The organism is Actimicrobium sp. GrIS 1.19 (genome assembly GCF_035984655.1).
In the GTDB taxonomy this organism is placed as follows: Bacteria; Pseudomonadota; Gammaproteobacteria; order Burkholderiales; family Burkholderiaceae_D; genus Actimicrobium.
Genome location: NZ_JAXCHT010000037.1, coordinates 1 through 19,151, shown reverse-complemented (window position 1 = coordinate 19,151; position 19,151 = coordinate 1). Strand labels below are relative to the sequence as shown.

Genomic DNA, 19,151 nt, shown 5'->3' with positions numbered 1-19,151 from the left:
TAGGTTTTTTTGACACTCGCCACGTGACCTCTGTGGCCCTAACCTGACATTTGGGCGCTTATCGTACGTTTTATTCCCTTTCGTGAGCTGACCCCTTATTGGCCGGGCAGCTCGTATCTACTCCCACACAATGCGCAATGCCGGTTCCGGCGAGCGACCATTTTTTACCCGATGGACAATCTGAGGGCACTGGAATTGATATGCACTTTTCGATGTCGATGCCCGCGGCGCAATTTGCAAGCACCTGCGGGCTTAATTGCGCTCGCGTATTAACTTTATCCTGTGCGATTGAAAACTGCGCGCCACAGAAGAGTGCCGCGGCGATTGTTAATTGTGATCGATTGAAAATTTTCATCTTTCAGCCTCTTTTATTAACCAAATTATTCATTGAAAAGAATTTCCCAGCAGAAATAATAGTGACACAGAATCATCTTTTTGTATCGAAAACCGAGTGTCGATTTTCATGTTTTTTATAAAATACTTCGGTGTTGTTTTTGCCCTTGCCATTCAGGCGCGGGGTTGACTTTTTATTCGTCGAAAAATTTTGAGGTCGACATTTTGAGCGTCTGAAATTGCATGTTTAGCATTCAATTTTCCGGATTTTGTCTTGGTCGACCGGGGAAATCCGCGCAAAACGACTCGATCGCAGCGCCAGGATTTTTTGAGCATTTCTCGCAATTCATTGTCTTTTAGATCTTTTTTCGTTGCTTTTTCGGTTCCGAGAAGCAATTTTTAGCTGCAAAAGTGGGATATACTGAAAATGTTAGATTGCAGAAAATACATGGGCACGACATATGTGTAAACAGCGGCTTCGCCTCGTTTCCCCATCAGTGTGCAAAAGGGTTCCCCTTTTAAACTGTCGCCGGCTTCGCCGACTCAAGCAATCCCAAGGGATTGCTAAAAACACAAGCTGCGTCGCAGCAGAGGATTTCGATGGTTGATGCTGACGATAATTTGAGAGTGACCGTCCCTGCTGGGGCAGACCGCGTGAATAAAAATGCGACGAACAAACGCGTTTCGTCTAAAGAATCATCGCGGGTAATTTCTTTTCGCGTCGCTGAATCAGTCCGCGCTGCATTTGATGTTAAAGCAAAGTCGGCTGGTATAACTCCTTCTGAATTATTTCGTGACTTCATTTTGAACGATAAGACCAAAGTCATCGCCAAAGAAGTCATTCACCCCGATTATCGCAAGCTGCTTTTTCTGCATCAGAAAGCCAGCAATAATATCAACCAGTTAGCCCTGCGCGCTAATTCTGATCACCGCGCGGGGAAATTGACGGAATCGACTTATCAGCAAATTCTTGAAAGTCTGGATTTGCTGAATCAGCTTTTGTCGGTAAATAAATAGCATGGCACATATTGGTTTATCTGGCGGAAGTGATGGCGCTCAGATGGAGCAATATCTTATGGATGGGAAGAAGCGCGGCCAAAATTCTCATCGAGACGTTATCGATGAGCGAATTGTTTTGGCCGGCAATTTGCAGGCAACTGCAAAGTTGATTGATTCGATTGCTGCGCGGCGTGAAAAATACTCGACGATGGTTACGAGTTTTAAAGAGCCAGCATCTGCATTCAGTTTAGAAACGCTGCTTGAAATCACACAAGAAATCGAGAAATTTCAGTACGCAGCTTACACAAAAGATGAGTATTCATTTTATTGTGAAGCGCATTTGCCGAAGAAAAAAACTTTCATCGATCAGAGCACTGGCGAGGCGAAGTTGCGTTACACGCACCTGCATGGGATTAATGCGCGGCTCAATTTACTGACGGGAAAAGACTTAAATCCCTTTGGATTGATTGACCCGAACACCGCGACGGGACGACGCACAATCGATTGCATTGATGCTTTTCAAGAGTATTTGAATAATAAATTCGGTCTCGCTAGTCCGAAGGATAACCCGCGAAATTTTGAAAATACTGGTGACATCCTGAGCCGCATCAACGGCGATTATTTTAGCGGTGCGTCAAAGGAGTTCAAGTCGGAAATTCTTGCGGCAATGCTCGATCAGAAAATTGAGAGTTACGCCGATTACAAGCTGATGCTTGCTGCGTTCGGCGCGGTCAAAGTGCGCAATGCAGGCACCGCTGGCGAGTACCTGAATGTCACTGCGCCAGGCGCAGTTAAAGGTATTAATTTGAGCGGCAAGGTTGATGGCGGACATGTATTCAGCCGCGAATTTATCGAATTGCCGACGGCTGAAAAGCAGCGCATTTTGTCTGGCGAATTCGAGGCCAGGGCGACCGCGGAGCGGCTGGCAAAAAAGGATCCGGCTTACATCGATGCGAAGCTCGCGGAGTGGTACAGCGTCAGATCGCGGGAAATCAAGTACCTGAATTCAGGTAGTAAAAAAACATATTCTGCGTACATGGAAGCCGCACCGGCAGACAAAATTGGGATGCTGGATGCGCTTGAAAAAAAGTTCTACGAAAAGATTAACCAGGGGAATTTGGATGACAACAGAATCAATGAATCAAATGATGGACGAGATGATGCTCGAAGCCGAGGCGTTGTCGTCAGAGCCGGTCGAGGTCGAGACGGTAGTCGAGATGCCGACGGTTGGCAGCGCCGCCCTGGCCCGCCTTTCTCCAGCGCGCCGGCCCAGTCCATCGACGCTGTGCGAACTATGTCCTCAATCGACGTGGTTTTCAACGGCAACAATGCTGAAGTGTTACTGCGGCGAGATCTACGCGATGATCTGGACGAACGAATCCCAATATCCGGTCACGCAGTGCGACGGGTATCTCAGGTCGATCGCAGCGCAGTCGAAGGAGAAGTAGCACGCGGTGCCGACACGCTGGTCGGCCAGCTCGCGCGGGATTTGCGGAATGACCAAGCGTCGCGCCAAGACGCTGAAAAGGCCGAGATGATCGACATCAAGTTGAACCTCGACGCCTCGCGTCTGCTCGCGGAGCTGTCAGTTTCTCATGCGGTAGCGCCTGCGCTGTACCAAATCACGAAGGGCAAAGACGGCGGCGACCGGATCAAAGTCGGCACTAAAAATTTGGGCGTGTCCGATTTTTTGACCCAGGAAATGCGTATGTCTTGGCCGGAGGCCAGGCGACATCTGGTCGAGTCGTATGCGCGCCAGATGGCTCGCGAGGCACCGGTTGCCGTGCGGCCGGCGCCAGGCAAAACGCTGTTCGCGGAATTCAGGGTCGTGCGCGCGGCCACGGCGATTGGTCACAAAACGCAGCTCGCAGATCTCAATGATAGATACAGGCTGGTCGCGGCAAAACAGCAGGCAGTCAAAGAACAATTCCGGGCCGATCGGTCGCGGTTAAATAATGATGCGCAGGTCCGGCCGGCTGATCGCAAGGCAGCGCTCTCACTGTTAAGGATGGGAAAAGTGGAAATGGAAAAAACTTTGCGGGACGAGGTTGCAGACATCAAGTCACAGCGCGCCCAGGTGATGGCTGACAAGCGGCGATCGTCCGACGACCAGTACAAAGACTATTTACGCGACAAGGCGCAGGACGGCGACGAGCGCGCCCTGGCAGAGCTGCGGCGCATGCGCCTGGAACTCCCGGAGGAAGCCAAGCCCCACGAAGCGCGTATTGGCGTTGGCAGTGTCCAGGTAGACGAGGATCGTGAGCCGCTGGCGAAGGCGGAAGATATGACGCACGTGGTTCACAGGAACGGGGACGTGACGTACTCACGCGAAGGCCGCGAAGTGTTGCGCGATACAGGGCGATCGGTCCGGATGATGCAGTCCGACGACAAGTCGATCGAGCTCGGGCTGCGCCTGGCGCTGCAGAAATTCGGACCCTCATTTTCTGTCAGCGGGCCACAAGCGTTTCAAGAAAGTTTGGCCCGTGTCGCTGCTGACGCCGGCATCAAAGTGCAATTCAAAAACGAGGCATTGAATAAGCTGATGCAAGCTCGACTCGACGAAATTGCGGGCGTCGAACGGGCCAAGGCGGCAATGACAGCGGCTGACAAAGCCAATCCTTTGCGTCAGTTTCCAGGCGTTGGCAACCGCTCGGCTGCACTTCAAGCGATGCTTGCTAAAACTGCCGGTGTCCCTACGCCTGCGGAAGCTGAGATCGTAAAACCGGTGCCGGCGCCGGCGCCCGCTGTACCCGCGGTTCAGCAGCCAGTGCAGGAGCAGGAACCCGAGCATGATCCGGACGAAGACGAATACGCGCCGAGGATGTGACCTGTTAGGAAACGACCGGTTTCTACCACCCTGCGCTCGATATCATTCAATCTGTTGAAAAGGTAGCCATATCTGTTTCTAACAGTCTCGTCTTTTCCAACACTGTTTTCCAACAACAAAGCGTTGATTCCCGTAAGATTTTGGTATAGAGTACACACGTACATACACACACCAAGTGAGTAACCTATGCAAATGACCAAAGCTTTCAAAAACGGCAACTCTCAGGCGATTCGGATTCCTTCCGAACTCGCCTACGATCGCACTGATATCGATTTCGAGATCATGCGTGTTGGTGACGAGATTCGCATTCGTCCGGCTCGCCGGTTGCTCACCGGCGCTCTCGCCAAGTTTGCCCGGTTTGGGCCGGACTTCATGGCCGAGGGACGCGGTGACCAGGAACAGAGTGAACGGCAGGAGTTGTAATGCCGTTGTTCATGTTCGACACCAACATGTGCATTTATTTGATGAAGAACCAGCCGGAGGAAGTCGCCCAGCGCTTTGCCCAGTGCTATGCCGGTGACGTGGTGATGTCAGCCATCACATTTGCCGAGCTGGTCTTCGGCGTTGCTGCTTCCCGCGATAGCGAGCGAGAACGGCAGAACCTTGACGATCTCATCGAGGACATTCATGTCGTCCCGTTTGATGCCGCGGCCGGAACCGCCTACGGCCCCATCCGGGAGGCGACTCGCGACCGGAAAAAAGACCATCTCGACAAGCTGATTGCAGCGCACGCCGTCGCGCTCGATGTCACCCTAGTGACAAACAACGAGCGTGACTTTGCAGCCTACCCCGGCTTGCGTATCGAAAACTGGATTAAATAGGAGTTCAAATGGCAACCTTCGCCTACGGCCGCGTGAGCACCAAAGAACAGACGGCAGACAATCAGCGTATCGAGATCGAGGCCGCTGGCCACGCCATCGATTACTGGTTCGCCGATACGGTCTCCGGCAAAACCTGCGCCAGCCAGCGTCCCCAGTTTGCAGCGCTCCTCGGTCAGATCCGCAACGGCGAGACGCTGATCGTCTCGAAGCTCGATCGCCTGGGACGGGACGCGCAGGACGTCGGTGCCACGGTCAAGCTGCTGGCCAGCCGCAAAATCTCGGTCATCGTCCTCCAGCTCGGAAAGCTCGACCTGGCATCGGCCGCGGGCAAGTTGATGTTGACGATGTTGGCAGCGGTAGCGGAAATGGAGCGGGACCTGCTGGTGGAGCGCACGCAATCCGGCCTGGCTCGGGCAAAGTCGGAGGGCAAGATCCTCGGCCGACCGACGAAGACGACGCCGGCGCAGCGCATCGAGATGGTGGAAAAATATGGCTCGGGCGAGAGCGTCAGCGCACTGGCGCGGGCCTACAGCGTGTCGCGGGCGAGCGTGCTCAGTGTGGTGCGCTAGTCCTGTGGTTTGAACCTCACGGTGCTTGATGGCTGCGTGTATAAATGTTGACTTATACAAATATATATTTATACTTAATGTTCAAATATATATTTATAGGTTACTACATGACTGTTTACGCTGTCGTTAATACCAAGGGCGGGGTTGGAAAAACGACCACCGCCGTGCACCTCGCTACGATGCTGTCGCGTACCGAAAAAACTCTACTCATTGATGGAGACCCGCAAGCGAGTGCTGCGAGCTGGGCGGCGTGGCGTCGCGATAGCGAACACGCTACCAGCCCTACGACGACTTGCCTTACGGGCAAGGCGATTCTCTCCGAGGGTAGGGGCCTGCTGGCTGGATTTGCACACACAGTAGTCGACGCGGGCGGCCGGGATTCAGCGGGACTGCGTTCTGCTTTGCTCTTGGCCAACGTTGCCATTATTCCTGTCGGTGCCTCCAACCTGGACGCTGCTGCTATGACTGACTTGCTGGAGATTGTGGAGTTGGCTAGGGAGTACAACCCCAGCCTCGATGTCCGAGTACTGCTAACGCGAGTGGATCCTCGAACCAAGGATGCGGCCGAAATGCTGGACTTTCTGCGAGAGCAAAATTTGAATGTTTTGGCAACGCGAGTTTGCGAGCGGGTGGCCTATCGTCGTGCTATCGGTGAAGGGGCTGTAGTGCAGGAAGTTGGGAAGAGTAAAGATGCAGCTGCGATTGCCGAAATGGAAGCATTTTTAGCCGAGGTGTCAAAATGAGCATCAAAGGAAAGCCAGACATTGCATCGTTTATCGACGGAGGTGACTTGCCAGGTGCTAAGAACACGAAGGTAACGAAAGGCGCGAAAACCACGTTAGATTCAGAGCCGAAGGCGAAAACTAGAAAGCTTGTTGAGCTACCTGAGCATGTGAGCCAGGCGCTAAGGGACCGCGCTTATAACGATTCCAAAAAGAACGCGAGGCGCGTTACGGAAACGGAAATCATTGTAGAAGCACTAACTAGATATCTATATATGTAGAAATGTATATTTGTATGTTTGTGATAATTCTGCAGTTATTTCGCGGAAAACAGGCGTGGTTGCAATCATCGCTTGCATCTTGCAGAGCATCTGGATAAGCTTTTTAGGCGCTCTGATTTGTTTTTTTAAAGCAATTTGATCGCACGATTTCCCGCATTAGATGCAAAAAGAGCCAGGGGACCAACCCTGGCTCTTCCGCAAGACTTTACATCTAATAAGTGCCGCAGTGACTACGCAAATAGTCCTGCGAGCTACACGAAACCTCGTTAACAGGCCTGTGCATGAAGAATATTATAGAGCAAACCTCGGACGTAGCAATAGCTGTCCAATCAAAACCCTCCATTGTTGCAAACCCGCAATTCGGTCCAACTGTCTCTGATATTGGTCGGCGACCAAAGTCTGCTGCGATGCTGCGCATCGAATCCAGATCGGCTGAAATAGAAAAACGCCTCGCGGTCAATGATGAAGTTAAGGAAAAGCCGCGGCAGATGTTTCTTCCCGGTATGTACGAATTTATGCGGGCGATGCCGAATCACCTTGCCCGATCCAGTTTATTCGCCCCGGTCGCGCGGGGCCGGAAAAAAGTCCACGCCGATTCTGTTCTTGTCAGTCGCGGCGATGCCCTGATCCGTTTCAAGGGAGAGCAACTGGACGAGGCTCAGGCCGACGTTTGGATGCAGGGCATGTATCAGGCGATCCAAGTGCCGCTTGGCCAGCCTGTCGTCATTCATCGCGCCGAATTCCTTCGGTCAATAGGTCGGTCGCCAGGTGGAACGAATTACGAATGGCTGCAGCGCACGATGGAGGCACTGGCGTTCGCAATGCTTGTGATCGAAGTCAAGAACAAGGATGGCAAGCCGAAATTGTCAATCGGGAAAAATCGTGCAATTCACATGTTCGACGGCTTTGATTACGATCCTGAAACCGAGACTTACATATTACTGGTCGATCCGCGGTGGCGTGAAATGTATGGCAACAAAGAATTTGCCCTAATCGATTGGGAGAAGCGGCTCAAGTTTGGTCAGGGCCAGGACATGGCCAAGGCTTTGCAACGCCTGGTGGCGACATCAACGGACCAAGTGCAACGCTATGCGCTGGACTGGTTGAAGACGAAATTGGAGTACACGGGTCGAATGCGGGACTTTAGGGATTCGCTCGAAAAGGCCATGCGCGAGCTCGAGCGGCTGGAAATCATTGCCGGTGGTCGGATTGGAAAAAGTACAAAAGGGAAAGATCAGGCGGTCTGGACGAAACCGGTCATTGCTGAACCCTGACATTTATTGTTGGTTTTTAGTCAAGAATAGGCTCGCATTGGCGGGCTTTTTTTATGTGCCTGCATCGTAGTAGCGTCGCGCCTGCATCGTGGTAGCGTCCCGATTTCTGTCGAGGTTGCCCGCTCATGCATCGTAGTAGCGTCGCGCCTGGATCGTAGTAGCGTCGCGCTTTTGCGTAGTAGCATCGCTCTTTTACGTAGTAGCGTCGCCCCACCCCTCTGGGAAGCCGCGCCAGCATAGGGCTGCGAGGCGATGGACCGCCTTCTACTTCTTTTTACTTATATCTATTAGAAAAATGGCTGTGGATAAGTTGCTATCTTGGCCCAAGCAGCAACAGCAAAAACGGACCGCGCTACGCGCGCAAGGAAAGACTTAACGGCGATGATCGACGGCAAGTGCGTGGCACCCTTGGGGGTCGCCTCTGTACGTGACAGGTGCCTTCGGCATCTCACCATGCGGTTGTCTCTACGGGCTACGCCCTCGGACAATCCGGCGCTGCGCACCGGATGAGACTCAAATCGCCTGTCTTCCGATAGATCGATCTCAGCGAATTAGCTTGCAGCCCGATGGGGATGTGGGGCCAGCGCTTTGAATCCACACCAGGGGCGCTCTGGAGCGCCCGGATATAGCAGCGTAGCCAAAACGGGGTCCGCTCACGAAACGGGAAAAATCGTACGCTAGCGGTTTCGGAGAGCACTCGCAGTGGCGCGACGCCCGCTTTCGACCCGAAGCGGTCATACGTATCAAACTTGCCAACTCAAGGAGAGTCGGCAAGTTCGATACGGACACCCTGAATAATCTCCCCAGAACTAAGTACATCCGCACGAAGCCCGCCACGCCGGACCCAATATTTGATAACGTCCTTTTGACCAAGGGACGCATCACTTAGGATGTCTCCAACTATCGTACAGGGCTCGCACAGCTCGATCCCCCGCAACCTTACATTGCCTATTGTGAACTCGGCGTTCACAAGGTTGTTCAGGCGGACGCCTCTGGTAACCAGATTTCGGCGCATCAGTGACAAGTCTGGAGATCGGGAGTGCTCAGCGCAAAAACGCTCAATCTCCTCAGCTTCAACGAGTGTGATGTTTTGCCCTGGGTAGAAATCCTTCTTAAAATTGCGATCGCCTAAAACGCCTGATCCAGCTTCGACCGTTATATGCTCGCGTTCTGATTGCGGTGCACCGCGTTCTGGACTGACGAAAATGCGTTCAACAATCATCTTACTTTCCTAAGAATAAAGGCCGGTATTGGCCGATAGCGGGCCTTGGCTCAGACCCGAAGTGTACCGCATGGGTATGCCTCAACCTGACGTCAGGCGTCGCCATCAAATCGCGTCAGAGTAGGGTCGATGTTAGGTTTTTTTGACACTCGCCACGTGACCTCTGTGGCCCTAACCTGACATTTGGGCGCTTATCGTACGTTTTATTCCCTTTCGTGAGCTGACCCCAATATCGTCGGTGTAGCTTCATCGCAAGTGGCACGGGGCTTCCACCAGCGACACCCCATACTACGGCCCAGCGGGCGGCAATTCGTTTACTTACTGGAGAGTCGGCAATAATCATGCGATCGATGGCGACAATCATCCGGTGAACCGCGTAACGTTTCGAGTCCGGATAGAAATCACGATGTCGTTTCATTGTCATTGAAGAGCGTTGGCACGTGCATATGCTATTGGCCCAGTGGGGGCGAAGCTGCCATTTGACGACATCTGGCCGATTTCGGGTGACAAAATTTTCGGGGGTTCCGGCGTAGAACCCCAAGTTGTCAAAAATATTCGACGCTACACTGTTTTTTAAGCCGCGCTTCCGCAGTAATGTATGAAATGCCGCGTCGTATTCGACGGCTTCGTCGATTAACAGGCGGCCTGCGCCGGTGCGCGCATGTGCTGTTGCGTCAGAAGCTGTTGCTGGCCATTATCCACAAGCGTGGATTGCGATCCGGTGCGCTCGTGGCTGCCTGACCGCGGCGCCATGCCAACGCTGCCGTTAGATCTATAGTGCGGTACTTGACTGCCAAGCTAAGACCCGCACCCTTGAGCGTGAGGCCGTTGGCGCCTTGAGCATAAGCGTCATGATTGAAACGTACGTGGCCGTGGTCGTAGAACACGCCGGCCTGCACGCCCGCTGCCACGCCCTGACGCAGTTCCAGATTGACTAACCACGCATCGTCGCCTACGCCTTCGCCTTGCGGATAGGCGCGCACGCCTTGGATGCCGCCGAGGACGAATTTCTCCGACGAATCGAGGTTGTGCGGTGCCCATTGGCCCGACAGCGCTGCCACGGCCGAAGTGCGCGACGACAATGCCTGCTGGCGGTTGGCACCGAACTCGAACTTGCGGTAACTGCCGTCGGCATGCGGGCCGGCTTGATCGGCCAGATAGGCGGCCGGAGTATCGATGTCGAGCTGCCCCATTACTGCACTGGCGCGCCAAGTGCTGTAGGCACCTCCGCCAAAGGCGTCGGTCACGTCCCCATAGGCTTCCACGGTGCCGGCCCGGATCGATTTGTGGGTGTCAGTGCCGGTGGAGCGGATGCGGTCCTTCAGCTTGCGCTGCTCGAGCGCGCCGCGCACCCAGACGTTGGCATTCAGGCCGCGTAATACTGGATAGCTGGTCTGCAGGCCGATCGTATTGGCTGTGCCATCGGCGTCCAGGTTGGTGAATTCGCGTCCCAGTTCGTAATGGCTGGACGACAGGTTGGCGCCCACGCGCCAGCCGTCGCCGTTTACCGGCAGGTCGTACACGGCGCGACCGTACAGGAGCTTTTCGTTCGTATAGGTTGCGCGCAGACTAAGGCGGTCACCGATGCGGGCCGGGCTGTTGATGTCGACGTGGCCGTTCAGACGCGTCTGGCCAGTGTAGCGGTTGCCATAGTTGTCCAGCGAAATGTCGCCTTCGCGTGATTTGCCAGCCGCTGCCGAAATCGCCAGGTCGGAGGCGCCAACGCTCTTGCCTGGCTTAAGGATGCCGTTGACGGCGCCCATGGCGGGCAGGTCGGCGATCAGCAGCAGCTCGCGGTCCAGTTCCGGCGTGCGGATCGATTTGCCCTGCAGGGCTTGGGCAGCCACCACGTTTTGGAGTACTGGAGTGTGGACGATCGAGCCATTCTGGATCGAGGTCGAACTCAGGCTGCCTTCGAGTACCACGATGCGCACCGCGCCGGCGCGGATTTCCTGGGCCGGCACGAAGGCGCGCGCCACAACAAAGCCGCGCGTCCGGTACAGCTGGGTAATGTGCGACGCTGCCTCGCGCAGTTCGCCCAGTGTTGCCTCCCGTCCAGCCAGGCCGGCCACCAGCGGCTGGATAGCGCTCGAAGGCAGAAGCGTGTTGCCCTCGACGTTGACGGCCGTAATGGCAAAGCGCACGGTGGCGTCGGCCTGGGTATCGGTTTCCGGCGGTACGCTCAGCGTCGGTGCGGCCGGCAGGCGGGCCGGTGGCGTCAGCTGCTGGAGCTGGCGGAGCGTCTGGCCGGCGTCCGGCTGGACAGTTTGTGCGAGTGCGCCGCTGGCGGCCAGGGCGGTCAGACCGGCCAGTACGGCGCGCTGCAAGTGGGTCAGACGGTAGGTTGGCATCATCTTAATTTTCCTAGCATTATTAACTGCGTCGCTGGCGCGATGTCCCTGCGTTTGAGGATACCTCATAGTGCGTCATCCTTGTCCGACCCTTGCACACCGCGTGGCAGGCGCATGCCGCCGTCGCCGATACTAAAGGCGCGGCGCATGGACAGGTTTTCGCGCGTGATGGCGCTCAATGCCGATGGCGCGGCCGGCGCCAGCGGATCGGATACCGTTTCGTCGCTTGCGCTAACGCGCGCCAGGCCTTCCTGCACCTGCACCGCGGCCAGCGTTATCGGATGGTCGGCAACCGTGTTGACCGGCATGCTGGCATAGACGCCCTCCAGCGATGCAGGGCTGGCGATCAGGCCGATCTTGCCGCTGACGTCGCCAGCTGGCAGCACGTAGTTCGACAGCAGGGTATTGGCACCGGCGCTGTAGGAATCGGCGCCGAGTTGCACGATGACCAGTTTGGCGGCGCCGGCAAACGCCGTGTCGTAAATTCCGGCCACGGTATTGACCTGTACCGCTTCGCCGGCGACCACGTTACCGATCACGTAGTTCGGACCGGCCAGCGTGGCGTCGGTCTTGCCGTCGGCAATCTTGACGACGCTGCCGCCGAGCGCCACCGTCAACTTGCGTGGCGAAATCGTGGCGGCCGTCTGCACGGCCGTCGGCATGCTGTAGTTGGCCGCATCGGTGCCGCTAGCCGACACGGTGACTGTGATCGTCTTGCCGGTGCCGGCGTTCTTGTCGGCGAATGCACCGGTGGCGCCCAGCGTGATATTGTCGCCGCTGACGATGCCGCTCGAGGCCAGCGTCACCTGGGCGGAGATGTTGCCATCGTAGACTTTGTCGGCAGCGCTGGCGCTGCCTTCGATGGCGCGCCGGGTGATCGTCGCGGCGGCCGTCACCTCTGATACGCCAAACGCATAGTTACTGACATCGGCGCCGCGCTTGGACAGGGCGATGTTGACCTGCTTGTCCGCACCGGCATTCTTGTCGGCGAAGGCACCGCTGCCGCTGACGGCGACGTCGTCGTCACCGATCACCCCGCTGGCCGTGACCGTGGTCTGCGCAGCGGTGCCGCCGTCGTACACCTTGCCAGCAGCGCTGGCAGCAATGTTCAGCAGCTTGGCTGTGATGGCCGCGCTGCCGCTGGCGACCGTGGGCAGCGTGTAGTTGGACAGCAGTGTGCCGCTGGCGGCCAAATAGTCGCCAGCGCTTAGTGCAGTGCTGACGCTGGAGGCGTCCTGCACATTGCGACTGTTGTACTGGCCGGCCGTGTTGCCGATCGTGGCACCTTCGCCTGCGATGAAGCCGCCGATCACGAAGTTGCCCGCGCCCAGGGCCGCGGCTGCGCTGCCGTCGTAGACCTTGCCCACGCCGGTGAGGCCGACGCTCAGCGCCTTCGGCGTGATGGTCAGCGAGCCGTTGTTCAGCAGCGTCATGTCGTAGCCCTGCTGGTCCGAGTACAGCCCGCCCAGCGCCGTGTAGGTGCCGACGTTGCGGCCGGTGGTGTAAGACGCGGCGCCAAGCACGTGGCCTGGAGCCAGCGTATCCGTGTAAAGCAGCGGCGTGACGGCGCTGGCATGCACCGTGCCGTCGTAGACGTGGCTCTCGGAGCCGCCGGCGCCGGTGACGGTCAGCGCAGTCAGCCAGTAGCTCAGCAGGGGAGCGGCCAGGCTATCGTAGCTGCGCCATGTAGTGTTGTGCGCGCCAGTGTCGGTCAGGTCCCAGCTGGTGAAAGTAGCGGCACTGTTCATTTGCGCCGTGGTCTTGCCAGCGGCCAGTGCGCCGATTGCCGCTTGGTCGTTGTTGGCGAAGGGCTGGCCGCTACGGTTCAGGTCGAAGTAGCTGTCGCTGACGGTGGCACCGCCCGCGCCGGCGTAGCCGCCGCTGCGCGCAGCGCCGCCGACCGCACCGTTGGCGTAGGTGTACTGCACCGTGCCGGCTGTTGCCGCGCCCGCGAAGCCGCCGACCAGGTCGTTGCCGGTAACGGCGCCGGTGGCATAGGCGTGGCTTACGTCGGTGCCGGTCACCAGTTCGCCGGCGAAGCCGCCGACGCGGTCGCGCCCGCCCACGGCGCCGCTGGCATACGCCACCGAGATGTTAGCGGCGCTGCGGCCAGCCAGGCCACCGACCGAGTCGCGTCCGGTGACGCTGTTGGCAGCATACGAATAGCCAATGCCGCCGTTGGCTGCGGCCAGGCCGACCAGGCCACCGACGTTGTCGCTGCCTGGTGCATTGACGGTACCGAGGGCGCGGGTAAGCGTGATGCCGCCGGTCGAAGTAAGCGAGCCGACCACGCCGCCGATGTTGCTGCCGTTGCCTGTCACTGTGACCGGATTGCTGCTGGTGACGCGGTTCACCGAGCCGGCATTGCGGCCGACGAAGCCGCCGACGTTGCTCGCGCCCGTCGCACTTACCGCGCCGCTGGCACTCACTGCGGTGCCGCCGGAACCATAGAGGGCGATTGCATTCAGGCCAGCAAAGCCGCCGATATCGCTGCCGCTGCCGCTGACAGCGCCCGTGGCGCTGCTTAAGCCGATCAGGCCGGCATCGGCCGCGCCGACGAAGCCCCCGACGCTGCTCACACCTGCCACGCTGCCGCTGGCCTGGGCGTTATTGACGGCGCCCGCGTTCGAGCCGACCATGCCTCCGGCCACCGAACCGGTGGTAGTGACGGCGCCGCTGGCTGTGGCGCTGAGAATCTCCCCTGAGTTGACACCGATCAGGCCGCCGGAATTGACGCCGCTAGCAAGCACGTTGCCGGTGGCGGACACATTCTGGCTGGTGGTTGGCGTGGCGCTGCCGCCGCCCGCCGTGCCGATCAGGCCGCCGACAGCGTCGACGCCGGTCACGTTTCCGCTGGCCGACGAGGCGCTGACGATAGCGTGGCCGTACAGGCTGCTGGTCAGGCCGATCAGGCCGCCGATATTGGTGCTGCCCGTGACATTGCCACCGGCTGTGGAGGTGGTAACGCTGCCGTTCTGCGACCAGCCGAGCAGGCCGCCGACATAATGGCGACCTTGCACGGCGCCGGTGGCGCCGGAGCCGCTGATCGACTTGCCTGCCTCCAGGAAGCCGACCAGGCCACCCGTGTAGTCAAACCCAGTGACGGCGCCGGTGGCGTGCGAATCGATGATGTTTTCCCAGCTGTCGCCCACCAGGCCGCCGACGCCTGAGTTGGTGGCCGAGCTCGACACGGTGCCGGATGCGTTCGACGCGGTGACGTTGGCGAAGCTGTTGCCGATCAAGCCGCCGACGCGGTAGACCCCGACCACGTTGCCGGTAGCCGACAGGCCGCTGACGGCTGCGAGGTTTTCGCCGATCAGGCCGCCCACGTTGGTCGTGCCGGTGACGTTGCCGGACGCGCTTGCCAGGGTGACGGTGCCGGTGTTGTAGCCGATCAGGCCGCCCGTGTAGATCATGCCGCTGACCGGTGCGTTGCTGCTGGAGCTGGCGATGCTGCCGCCGATCTGCTGGCCCGCGAAGCCGCCGACGTAGTTGCCGCTGCCGGTGACACTGCCGCCGACGGCCACGCCGGTGATCGTGCCCTGGTCCTTGAAGCCGACCAGGCCGCCGACGGAGTTAGTTCCATTGACGGTACGGTTGACGACGGTGGTGCCGGAAACTGAACCGACTTCCATGCGGCCATAAAGGCCGCCTGTCTGGACGTAGCCGCTGACCGTTCCGGTACCGACCGAGCCGTCGATCATGTTGACGTTGGTGACGATGCCGGCCAGGCCGCCGACCAGGTCGGCCGTGCCGGCCACGTTGCCGCTGGCGGACACACGCGTGAAGTTGCCGTTGCGCTGATTGCCGACCAGGCCGCCGATGCGGTTGCGCCCGTTGACGTTGCCGGTGGCAAAGGCGTCGGTGATGTTGCCGGCGCCGCGACCGACCATGCCGCCGACATAGTCGCGGCCCTGGACGTTGCCGGTCGCGCTGGAGTTGCCGATGGTGCCGTCGTTCCAGCCAACCAGCCCGCCGATGTACTCCATCGTCGCCACCACGTTGCCGCTGGCGATGCTCGACGCGATACTGGCTAAGGGACCTTGAATGCCGACCAGGCCGCCGGTGTTATGGGTACCGTTGACCGCGCCGCTGGCCGTCGCATTGGTGACGACGGAGTCGTTGCGGCCGGCCAGGCCGCCGGTAAAGCCCGCGCCCATGACCGCGCCGGTGGCCTGGACGTTGCTGATGGTGCCGGCATTGTTGCCGACCAGGCCGCCGGTCATGTCGCCGGTGCCGGTGACGACCGGGCCCGCCGTGCCGCCGTTGCCAGTGTGCGCATTGGTGATGGTGCCGGTGTTGCTGCCGACCAGGCCTCCGACCTGGCTCACGCCAGACACCAGGCTGGTGGAATAGGCGTTGTTGTTGATCGTGCCGGAATTCAGGCCAACCAGGCCGCCAACCATGCCGGTGCCACTGCCGCTGGTCACATTGCCGCTGGCGTAAGACGCGCCCAGCGTGGCCATTGAAGTGCCCACCAACCCACCCACGCGACCGCTGCCAATAACGGCGCCGGTCGCGTAGGAACCCGTGATCGTACCGGTCGATTTGCCGATCAGGCCACCTGTGTCAAGCGTGCCATTGATGGCGCCAAGCGCATAGGAGTTGCTGATTGCCCCTTCGTTATAGCCGATCAGGCCGCCGGTATAGGCGCCTTCGCTGTTGACCACGCTCCCGCTGGCATGCAGGCCGCTAAGCGCCGCGTAATTTGCGCCGATCAGACCGCCCACGTTAGCCACGCCGTTGACGCTCGCAGCGGCGCTGCTGTCTTCGACGATGCCGTTCACAAGGTTGGTACCGATCAGGCCGCCGGTGGACTTGCCGCCGACGTCAGCGGTGGCGCGCGCGTCGCGCACGGTGCCGGCGTTGGTACCCACCACGCCGCCGACCGAGATATTGCCGACAACGCTGCCGCCCAGCACGCGCACGTGTTCAATGACGCCATAGTTACGTCCGGCAATGGCGCCAAAGTGCTCGGTCGTGCCGGTATCGTTGTTGGTGAAGGCTGGCGCCGTCATGATAATGTTCGACACACGACCTGTGGCAGAAATCTCGCCGAATAGGCCGAGCAGGTCTGCCTGGCGGTTCACGCGCAGTTGAGAAATGGAGTGACCCAGACCTTCGAAGTGGCCGCTGTAGGCGCCGCTGCCATTGCCTACCGGAACAAAAGCGTTACCGCCGTTCCAGTTGATCGAGGCGCTAGCGTCAATGTTTGAGCCGACCGCGTAGTTCTGCGTCAGGTCGCCGTTCATGCCCTGCAGGTCGGTGGCAGACGTGCTGTTGACCGCGCCGAGCGAATTGATCACATAGTAGGTCTTGGCAACGCCGTTCGAACCGAGCAGGGTACTGAAGTTGGTACCGGTTGGCAGGTCGACGGTGACGCCGGAGCCGAGGCGGTATGCCGCCATGTTGCCAGCGGCTACGTCGCCGAGGCCGAAGTGCAGGGAGAGGACAGCACTGCCGCTGCCGCCAAGGTTGGCATTGATGTTGATGTCGCGCTGGGCTTCCAGTGTCAGCGTATTGGCATTCCACGTGACGGGATCGTTGATATGAATATCGCCATTGCCGCTGGTCACGCCGCTGGTGCTCTGGATGGTCACGTTGCCGCTAGCCAGCGCGCTACCGAGCTGGGCGCCAGTCATATCGCCGCCGCTGGCAGCAACCGTGAAGTCGACCGGGTCAATCAGCCAGTTCCCGGCCTTGCCGGCGCGCGCTGCAGTGGTCACGCGCGCGCTCGAGCGTAGCTGCACGTGTGCGGCTGAAGTGTCGACGAAGCCACCGTTGCCCCCTTGCGGGGCCGACGCGTCCAGGGTGCCGCTCAGCTGTACGGTACCGACCTGCATGTCGCCCTGAAGTGAGATCACGCCATTGCGGTTTTCGACGGTGCGCGCCTCGATCACTCCTTCATTGTTGACGACAGCGCGCGCTAGGCGATCGGCGGCGGCAGCGGTGAGGTGGACCCGGCCGCCGTCGGCCTGGATCAAACCGTGGTTGGCGGCAAGCGCGTCGAGCGTACCGCGATCTACCGAAAACGCGGCCAGGCCGGCGCCGTCAATTTTCAGCGTTACGGCATCGGCGGCGGCCAGCCGCACGTCGCCGCCGTTGGCGCGCACAGTGCCGGTGTTGATGACCTGAGCGCCGATCAGCGCGACATAGCCGTTGGAAGCCGCGTTGATGCTGCCAGCATTAAAGACCGTGCCTCTGCTGTTGCCGGCGAAGTCAAGGCGGCCGGCCATAAAGTCGTCGTTACCGATGTCGCGCGTGGAGGCGAGCACGCCTGCGGCGCTAACCTGTGCGCCCGCTCCAAACAGCACGCCGTTCGGGTTGACAACGAATACTTGCCCGTTAGCGTTGAGGCGTCCAAGAATTTGGGTCGGGTCTTGTCCGATCACGCGGTTCAATGCGATGGCGCTCGATGATGGCTGAACGAAGTTGACGACGGAGTCGCGCCCAATGTTGAAATTCTGCCAATCAATCACGACGCGCGCCGTGCTCTGGTTGATGGTCATGTTCGGGCCGCCCTGAGTGATCGTGGCTTGGCCCGCGACAACGCGGCCGCCATCGGGTATGGCCCCGGCGTTAATGGCGAACGCCCCCGAGGAGGCAAGCAGCCCGGCCAGCGCGGCTGCCAGCACGGTACCGCCACGCTTGCCTTTGCTGCGTGCCGTTTCCGGAGCTGGTACATAGGCTTGTTGCTTATCGTTCCAAACTAGGGCGTAGGAACGGTTCATGGAGGCGTGATTGAACATTGCTGACCTTGTCAAAGTGAGAAGTGGAGACAATGGCAGTCCAATAGTCACGGACCGCGTAATATCCTGGCAGAAATAAATTGTGCGTGACCAGCCGGTAAATGGCGAGTGCGATTCATGGTTTGCAGCGAAAAACAACGGTCTATGGCCCGTGCCGCAAGCGCTTTTTATCAAAACATAAGCGAATCGATAATTGAAGGGAAGGGAATTATCGAGTTGGCATCAGAGGGGCCCATTAATTTGCCGACTGCACCAGCACGCTTCGATCGCGGCGGGTTTCAATTATTATTTCGTGAAGCCGGCCGATCCGAAGGTCTTCGTGGAGCTTCTTTCAGGCCTCGATGCCGGGCCGAAGTCGGAACCATAGCGGGGACTTGTTTTTGGCCCTTGGCCCGGCGGGACTCACTCGGCGGTCGGGCCGTCTGCCTCGATGAAACTCGGGTAGGCCAGGAGCGGGGTGTCGGCAAAGTGCGCGCCGCGTAAAAATGGGCGAAAACCGCGGCGCGACAGGGGCGGTGGCCACGCCGAGATTTCGCGATGACGCTCGCCGCGCGCCTGTAGCGCGGACAATCCGGAAGGCCTCAGCCTAAGGCCCGTAGTATACCTGTTGATTCGCTGCTGCAGTTGCGGCAGCGGCTGGACCGTTTGCCGCCCAAGAGTCCGGAGGGTGCCACCCAGATTGCTGCGGTAGCCGGCTTGTACGGCGTCTCCGCGACAACCGTCTATCGGGCGCGGCAAGCGTTTCAGAAGCCGCACGCCGCGCACCGCTCCGACCACGGCAAGCCTCGGATATTGCCGCAAGCGGAGTTGGAACGCTATTGCAAACTGATCGCGGTGCTGAAACTGCGCACCACCAACAAGGCCGGACGCCACCTGTCCACCGGACGGGCCATTGAGTTGATGGAGGAGGGGTCCGCTCACGAAACGGGAAAAATCGTACGCTAGCGGTTTCGGAGAGCACTCGCAGTGGCGCGACGCCCGCTTTCGACCCGAAGCGGTCATA

At 58.9% G+C, this 19,151-nt stretch carries 13 protein-coding genes; 8 read left to right on the top strand and 5 right to left on the bottom strand.

From position 1 onward, the window contains the following. Positions 1 to 70: 70 nt before the first annotated feature. The gene (locus tag RCH09_RS18025; protein WP_326942529.1) at positions 71 to 355 is read right to left on the bottom strand and encodes a hypothetical protein; all 285 of its coding nucleotides are present in this window, start codon (positions 353 to 355) and stop codon (positions 71 to 73) included. A 578-nt stretch (positions 356 to 933) separates the two neighbouring features. Between RCH09_RS18025 and RCH09_RS18020 the strand changes: the two genes are divergently transcribed. The 7 genes from RCH09_RS18020 to RCH09_RS17990 all read left to right on the top strand — a co-directional run bounded on the left by RCH09_RS18020 (position 934) and on the right by RCH09_RS17990 (position 7,826). Beyond that, a complete protein-coding gene (locus tag RCH09_RS18020) occupies positions 934 to 1,350 on the top strand; it encodes a plasmid mobilization protein (protein WP_326942528.1) in 417 nt (138 codons plus the stop codon). Between the two features lie 43 nt (positions 1,351 to 1,393). Beyond that, on the top strand, positions 1,394 to 4,159 hold the full coding sequence (locus tag RCH09_RS18015) for an LPD7 domain-containing protein (protein WP_326942527.1): 2,766 nt from the start codon (positions 1,394 to 1,396) through the stop codon (positions 4,157 to 4,159). Positions 4,160 to 4,345: 186 nt separating this feature from the next. Continuing rightward, the gene (vapB, locus tag RCH09_RS18010; RefSeq protein ID WP_326942526.1) at positions 4,346 to 4,582 is read left to right on the top strand and encodes a type II toxin-antitoxin system VapB family antitoxin; all 237 of its coding nucleotides are present in this window, start codon (positions 4,346 to 4,348) and stop codon (positions 4,580 to 4,582) included. Then, positions 4,582 to 4,980: a type II toxin-antitoxin system VapC family toxin gene (locus tag RCH09_RS18005; RefSeq protein ID WP_326942525.1), complete on the top strand. Its 399-nt coding sequence runs from the start codon at positions 4,582 to 4,584 to the stop codon at positions 4,978 to 4,980. The genes vapB and RCH09_RS18005 overlap by 1 nt, the downstream gene beginning before the upstream one ends. An 8-nt stretch (positions 4,981 to 4,988) precedes the next feature. After that, positions 4,989 to 5,549, top strand: a complete 561-nt coding sequence (locus RCH09_RS18000) for a recombinase family protein (RefSeq protein WP_326942524.1) — start codon at positions 4,989 to 4,991, stop codon at positions 5,547 to 5,549. A 44-nt stretch (positions 5,550 to 5,593) separates the two neighbouring features. Then, positions 5,594 to 6,292, top strand: coding sequence for a nucleotide-binding protein (locus tag RCH09_RS17995; protein WP_442785060.1), 699 nt, complete (start codon positions 5,594 to 5,596; stop codon positions 6,290 to 6,292). A 667-nt stretch (positions 6,293 to 6,959) separates the two neighbouring features. Further along, positions 6,960 to 7,826 carry a plasmid-related transcriptional repressor protein gene (locus RCH09_RS17990; protein WP_326942523.1) on the top strand — a complete coding sequence of 289 codons (867 nt, stop codon included), beginning with the start codon at positions 6,960 to 6,962 and terminating at the stop codon, positions 7,824 to 7,826. Positions 7,827 to 8,583: 757 nt separating this feature from the next. On the opposite strand, the gene RCH09_RS17985 is transcribed toward RCH09_RS17990, so the two are convergent. From RCH09_RS17985 to RCH09_RS17970, 4 genes are all read right to left on the bottom strand, one after another. After that, on the bottom strand, positions 8,584 to 9,048 hold the full coding sequence (locus RCH09_RS17985) for an MOSC domain-containing protein (RefSeq protein ID WP_326942522.1): 465 nt from the start codon (positions 9,046 to 9,048) through the stop codon (positions 8,584 to 8,586). Positions 9,049 to 9,722: 674 nt separating this feature from the next. Beyond that, positions 9,723 to 11,402 carry a ShlB/FhaC/HecB family hemolysin secretion/activation protein gene (locus RCH09_RS17980; RefSeq protein WP_326942521.1) on the bottom strand — a complete coding sequence of 560 codons (1,680 nt, stop codon included), beginning with the start codon at positions 11,400 to 11,402 and terminating at the stop codon, positions 9,723 to 9,725. A 62-nt stretch (positions 11,403 to 11,464) separates the two neighbouring features. Next, positions 11,465 to 18,148 carry a two-partner secretion domain-containing protein gene (locus tag RCH09_RS17975; protein ID WP_326942520.1) on the bottom strand — a complete coding sequence of 2,228 codons (6,684 nt, stop codon included), beginning with the start codon at positions 18,146 to 18,148 and terminating at the stop codon, positions 11,465 to 11,467. 402 nt (positions 18,149 to 18,550) lie between these two features. Beyond that, positions 18,551 to 18,718: a hypothetical protein gene (locus RCH09_RS17970; RefSeq protein ID WP_326942519.1), complete on the bottom strand. Its 168-nt coding sequence runs from the start codon at positions 18,716 to 18,718 to the stop codon at positions 18,551 to 18,553. Positions 18,719 to 18,844: 126 nt separating this feature from the next. Here RCH09_RS17970 and RCH09_RS17965 point away from each other — a divergent pair, with 126 nt between their 5' ends. Next, complete coding sequence (locus RCH09_RS17965) at positions 18,845 to 19,093, top strand: hypothetical protein (RefSeq protein WP_326942518.1); 249 nt, start codon at positions 18,845 to 18,847, stop codon at positions 19,091 to 19,093. Positions 19,094 to 19,151: the final 58 nt, after the last annotated feature.